We start from the raw sequence: 6,494 nt of genomic DNA on the forward strand, positions 1-6,494 counted from the left end.
GCTTTGTGGGGCAGGGGGTGGGGCTTTTATTGCATATAAAAAAATAGCGGAACCAGAAATCACTTCTGCTCCCGCCACGTGTGTTTTTCCCGATTTTAAAAACTAACCATTTTGAACTAACTATACTAAAACAACAATCTTAATGTCTAATCTTTTTCCTTCGCTTGGAATGCTATTTACCAACCTAATTCTACTAAAACCTGAACTATATATCTTTATTACCTATGACAGACTAAACTAATCAAATTCTTTTACCTATCAATTATTTGAAGCCTTTGTACTATCAGTTATTTGAAGTCTTTGCTGTTTGCAATCAAGCTTTAATTACTTGTTGGCTTTGTTTCCTTTTGACATTGCAAAGGTAGCAATAAGTCTTTTTTTCGGCTTTAAAAATTCGTTCGTTGGATTGTAGAATTGTTGCATGTAACAAAAATGCATTGAAAATCAGCAATTTTATTCATTTTTCTGTATCTTTGCAAAAACAAATCAATAAAAGTAACGCAATGAACCTAAAACCTCGTATATTCCATAAGCTCATGCTCTTGCTCATGCTTCCGTTGTTTTTGTCGTGTGGAGGCTCAGCAAAGAAACAATATGTCATAGGCGTGTCGCAATGTTCGGAAGACGTATGGCGCGAGAAACTTAACGAGGAATTGCGCATTGCTGCATTATATTATAATAATGTAGACCTGCGCATCAAGTCGGCATACGACGACGTGAAGCTACAGACCGAACAAATCAACAGCTTTGTCGACGAGGGAGTAGACCTGCTCATCGTCGCTCCTGGCCAGGTGACTATATCACCTGCCATCGACCGGGCATACGAAAAAGGAATACCAGTGATAATATTCGACCGAAGGACACGCTCCGACAAATACACCGCATATATCGGCGCCGACAACAAGGAAATAGGCAGTTCGATGGCTGAGTATCTGGCGGGTGCGCTGACCAGTGGCGGACGCATTCTGGAACTCTGCGGACTCTCTACCTCCTCGCCCGCCATCGAGCGTCAACAGGGATTCGACAGCGTAGTGGCTACACGTCCCGGACTCGAAATCGTGGCTCAAGCCCATGCTGACTGGACCGAGCAGGGAGCTTTCCGCGTCATGGACTCGCTGCTGTCTAAGTCACATCCGCAGTTCGACTGCCTCTTCGCACACAACGACCGAATGGCGATGGGAGCACGACGCGCTGCCGCCAAGCACGGACTCGACATCAACAGCATACAGTTCTGCGGCATCGATGCCATGCCACAAAATGGAGGCGGAATGCGACTCGTCACCGACGGCACTCTATTCGCATCATACATATACCCCACACGTGGCGACGAGGTGATACAGCTCGCCATGAACATTCTGACAAAGAAGGACTACAAGCGCGAAAACCAGCTCTCGTCGGCACTCGTGACACGCGACAACGCACGTGTGCTGCTCATGCAGAACGACGAGACCGTGCGCCAGCAAGACCATCTCACCACCCTGCGCTCGCGTATCGACCAGGCTGCCAGCGAATTCAACACGCAACGCATCTATCTGCTTGTGCTGCTCGTGTTTGTGGTGCTACTCATTGTGGCGTGCGCCTTTGCCATACGTGCCTACGTTGCCAAGGCGCGCATCAACCGACAGCTGCACGACTCTATGAGCAAGCAGAAGGCTATGACCGAGGAGATGGAGCGCATGACTCAGACCCAGTTGCAGTTCTTCACCAACGTTAGTCACGAACTGCGCACACCGCTCACACTCATCGCCGGACCTGCCGACCAGCTGCTTGAAGACGGCTCTATACGTGGCAACCACCGCTCAATGCTACAGATGATACAGCGCAACACGCGCATACTCATACAGCTCGTGGGCGAGATACTCGACTTCCGCAAGGTGCAGAACAACAAGGCTACGCTCCGCCTGAACCGCTTTGCCCTATCAGACGAACTCTCTACGTGGGCTGAGGACTTCCGTGCAGCCGCTGCCCGACGCAAGATAACAATCGTTGTGGCAGCATCTGGTTCCACAGATACATCAACGGCAAATACAGACGGCTCAATGATAATTGCCGACCGCGACAAGATAGAGCACGTTTACTTCAACCTGATGTCAAATGCTCTGAAGTACACGCCCGAGGGCGGTAGCATCACCACTACCGTTGAGCACGCAGCACAGCACTTCACCATCACCGTGAGCGACACGGGCAAGGGCATCGATCCCAAGGAACTGCCCCATCTATTCGAGCGTTTCTATCAGGCGCAAGGCTCAATCGGCGGCACCGGCATCGGACTGTCGCTCGTCAAGGCTTATGTCGATATGCATCACGGCACGATTGAAGCTCAGAGCGAGCCGGGCAAGGGCACCTCGTTTGTAGTGACTCTGCCCGACACACAGCCGGGCTACGACCCTGCCAACGACCAGAAGGCGGCGCCGCGAGTGGAGGACAAGAACCTCATTGACGACAACTATGTGTCGGTAGACATTGACGCAAACGCTGCCGCTGACCGCATTACCAATGCCGAGGACTTTGACAGCGAACGTCCGCTGGTGCTCATCATCGACGACAACAACGGAATGCGTGTCTATCTGCGCTCTATACTGAAGGATAAATACAACGTCTCGGAGGCTGCCGACGGCAAGCAGGGACTGGAGAAGGCGTGTCGCGAGATACCGAAACTGGTAATCTGCGACGTTATGATGCCCGTTATGGACGGACTGGAGTTCACACGACAGCTCAAGCAGAACATGGCGACAAGCCACATCCCCGTCATCCTGCTCACCGCACGCTCGCTGTCCGAACAGCGTGAGGAGGGCTACGGCACGGGTGCCGACTCCTACCTGACCAAACCTTTCTCGGGTTCGGTGCTCCTGGCACGTGTCGACAACCTGCTGCGCAACCGCACCATGCTGCGCTCACTCTTCTCGGGCGACAAGAAGGAGGAGGCTGCCGAGGAACAGCTCGGTTCGCGCGACCAGACCTTCATCAACCGTCTGCGCGACTCTATACGCCAGAATATGGGCGACTCTGACTTCACCGTTGAGCGACTGGGCGAAGAAGTTGGGTTATCTCGCGTGCAACTATACCGTAAGGTGAAGGCGCTGACGGGTCAGACACCGGTCGACCTACTGAAAAAGGCGCGCCTTGAGAGGGCACGCCTGCTGGTAGAAAAAACCGATAAGTCAATATCCGAAATTGCCTACGAGGTAGGATTCACCGCCCCGTCGTACTTCAACAAGTGCTTCAAGGACGAGTTCGGTGTCAGCCCCGGAGGCTTACGAGAGCGTGGCTCTCAGTTGTGATGTTGGGATGGGGAGATTTGCAGTGCATTTATTGAATATAATGGATAGTTGACAAGCCAGTCTTGCTCACGATAAGGCGACATTGATAGACGCATACCTTTCAATCCTGGATTGCGTTCCACAAACACCTTAAGACTCTTTGCCTGCAGATTCTCCTCTGCCTTTACTTCTATAGGGATGATCATCTCTTCATCTTGCAACAAGAAATCTATTTCACCTCGTGAGTTTTCTGCCGACCAATAATATATGGACAAAGATGAATTGTCTTTCAATTGCTGCAATACATACTGTTCGGTCAGTGCGCCCTTAAAATCCGAAAATAGCACATTGCCGTCCAAGAGGCTTTGAACCGGAATATTACTCATTGCGCCCATCAAGCCGATATCGGATAAGAACAGCTTAAAGGCAGAAAAATCCTCGTATGCAGACAATGGTAATTGAGCCTTTTTGCATCTGTTTACCTTGTATATCAAGCCTGCATCCTTTAGCCATTCTATGGCAAGTTCAAAATCTTTAGCCCTCGCTCCCTCCTTTATCGCTCCGTATACAAACTTCTTGTTCTCTTTTGCCAATTGGGCAGGTATTGATTTCCATACCATACGGATACGTGGCACCTCAATAGCAGGCGCATGCTTTGAGAAATCCCGTTCGTACGACTCCAGTATAGCTTTCTGTATGGTTCTTACTCTTGTCAGATTGCCTTCATTGGCAAACGAAGAAACCACTTCGGGCATTCCACCTATAATATAATACTGACGCAAACGCTCCTCTAATTGGTTTCTGAACATTGTTATCATAGACCAATCTTTCGACATCAACAAGTCCTTTATACGACTCTCGCCAATTGCATCCAGAAACTCAAAGAATGAAAGTGGATACAAATGCATGAAGTCAACCTTTCCCACGGGAAAAGAGTCATTCTGATGCATGGCAATTTCGAGTAAAGAACCAGCTGCAATGACGTGATATTGAGGAGCCTTTTCGGCAAAATACTTCAATGCCGTTATTCCCCTTGGGGCTTCTTGTATCTCGTCAAGAATAATAAGCGTATTCTCGTCTATAGTTACTCCCGTACTCCATTGTAGACTGTTGATGATACGATTTATATCAAAATCATGCGCAAACAACTCACGAAGCATCTCATTGTCCTCAAAGTTTACATATGCACTGTTGGTATAGGCTTCTTTGGCGAACTCTTGCATCAGCCATGTTTTCCCCACTTGACGAGCTCCAAGCATAATCAATGGCTTTCGATAGTTGCTCTCCTTCCATTGATATAAGTATGTGATAGCACTTCTTTTCATAAGACTCTGATAATTTGGTATTTACGATTACAAATATACATTTTTTATATCAAATACAACAAAAAAGTCGTCCTTAAAAGTGTTATTATTCGCAAAAAGTCGTCCTTAAAAGTGTTGCCATTCGCAAAAAGTCATCCTTAAAAGTGTGCTTAGTATACTGAGCACACTTTTTGCAGATTCTCATCGAAGTGTTCTTTGTCGATGGCACTGTTCTTTAGTGTAGAGCGATAGTTGTATATTGTTTGTGGCGAGTAGGAGAGGATGCCGGCTATTTTGGCACTCTCCGTTACGTCCAGCCTAATCAAGGCAGCTACACGCAGGGTTGGGGTCAGCTCGTTGTCTTCCTTAAGCTGTATTTGCGCCTCGGGTGTCAGCAAGGTGTTCAGCTCCTTTACAAACGAGGGATAGAGCGAGAGGAAGATTTTGTCGAACTGCGAGAAGAAGTTCTGGCTCTCCTCGGCGCTTCGCTTTGAAGACGAGAGAATGCTCAGCAGTTCGTTCTGCTGATTGGCCTTGATCTTACGTATCACCAGTTTGCGCTGATTGTCCAACCGCTCGATATACTGATAGCAGAGCATGATAAAGGCATTAGCCATCGACTCTCGCTTCGCATTGGTATATTTAAACTCGTCGTTAGAGTCTTGAAGTGCTTTGTTGTCTTTTTTACGTTGTTTGTTGTCAGCGCTAAGCTGTTTAGTCAGCGTTTTCAGCACTGTCTCCTTTAGTTTCAACAAGTGGTTTTTCCGGACGACAAACACAATAGCAGCGACAATGATCGCCATTAGCCCGAGTATGCTTATTATAGCCACATTTTGCCAAGTGCTATGTTTCTGTAGCTTCTCGTTGTAAGCAGACAGTATGACATTAAGGTTGGCGTATAGCTCCACACGTTGCAGACGACTATTATATTCTTGTGCGTCTTTCAATGTTTGATTGATATATTCCCGGGCTTTGTCAAGATCATTTTTGTTTTTATAAAGCGACAGAGCAACATCCTGCAATGCCAGACTCTCATTGGTCGATGCCATTACATCGCTTATGGCTGCAAGTAGAAGATAGCGTTCTTGCAGTTCACTCTGGTGGCTCTTGTCGTAAGCTTTTGACAGAGCGTAAGCAGACATGGCATACAGTCTGCTGTCGGGCTCCAATAGCGACATTGCCTTATTGAAGCAAGTGCTGATGTCACGTATGGTGCCTTTCGAATAGAGTTGTACACCTTTCATATAATAGTACTGCGCATCCTTCTTTGGACAATACTCTATAGCCTTGTCGATATACTCTTGGAAGAGTGTAGAATAGCGTTGGCAGTACTCCGAATTCTTAGTGGATATATTCAGATTGAAATACAGCGCACTTAAACTACAGTTGTAAAGGTAGTTTAGATGACGGTTGGTTGGCGGAATCTCGAGTTTTTCGAGAATTTCCTTAGCCTCAATATAGAAGCCACGGAAAACCAGCAGTCTTGCTTTTATAATCTGAAATTGTGTGTAATATTCCGAACTGTCAATCTGTTTGGCTAAGTTTATCGCTTTTTGAACATACACCATTGCCGAATCATATTTGTATGGTGTATACTCATTGACCAATCGCTCATATATGCGCAACTTGTCTGTTGCATTGCTCACGTAATTAATGCCAAATTTTATGTTATGAAGTCTTTTTTCTTTGTTGGCTTCATACTCTGCTCTATTGGCTATGACAGAGTCTAACCGTTCGTATAGTTTGTTGTTGTCTGCATTTACACTAAGGATTGACAGACAAAAGGTAATGGTCAATATCAATATTCGCATAGGTCTTAATAGTTTTAAAAAACTGGGATGATTTATGCAAAGTTATATGTTTTTCCTCTAATTTCGTTCAAATTTCCTGCTGTTTTTTGAAGCTGATTTTAATCGATTCTACTTTCCCT

At 46.7% G+C, this 6,494-nt stretch carries 3 protein-coding genes; 1 reads left to right on the forward strand and 2 read right to left on the reverse strand.

The features are described from left to right. Positions 1-503 precede the first annotated feature (503 nt). Positions 504-3,281, forward strand: coding sequence for a substrate-binding domain-containing protein (locus I6E38_RS13985; protein ID WP_235394568.1), 2,778 nt, complete (start codon positions 504-506; stop codon positions 3,279-3,281). Here the strand turns inward: I6E38_RS13985 and I6E38_RS13990 are convergent. Continuing rightward, on the reverse strand, positions 3,272-4,585 hold the full coding sequence (locus tag I6E38_RS13990) for an ATP-binding protein (protein ID WP_235394569.1): 1,314 nt from the start codon (positions 4,583-4,585) through the stop codon (positions 3,272-3,274). The two genes, I6E38_RS13985 and I6E38_RS13990, sit on opposite strands and share 10 nt — an antisense overlap. Before the next feature lie 149 nt (positions 4,586-4,734). Then, on the reverse strand, positions 4,735-6,375 hold the full coding sequence (locus I6E38_RS13995) for a DUF6377 domain-containing protein (RefSeq protein ID WP_235394570.1): 1,641 nt from the start codon (positions 6,373-6,375) through the stop codon (positions 4,735-4,737). Between the last annotated feature and the right edge of the window lie 119 nt (positions 6,376-6,494).

This window comes from Leyella stercorea, from assembly GCF_021531355.1.
Taxonomy (GTDB): Bacteria; Bacteroidota; Bacteroidia; order Bacteroidales; family Bacteroidaceae; genus Prevotella.

What these genes read in the sequence shown, in the direction of transcription:
- I6E38_RS13990 (WP_235394569.1), bottom strand. Translation starts at nt 4,585, where the DNA reads ATGAAAAGAAGTGCTATCACATACTTATATCAATGGAAGGAGAGCAAC.
- I6E38_RS13995 (WP_235394570.1), bottom strand. Translation starts at nt 6,375, where the DNA reads ATGCGAATATTGATATTGACCATTACCTTTTGTCTGTCAATCCTTAGT.
- I6E38_RS13985 (WP_235394568.1), top strand. Translation starts at nt 504, where the DNA reads ATGAACCTAAAACCTCGTATATTCCATAAGCTCATGCTCTTGCTCATG.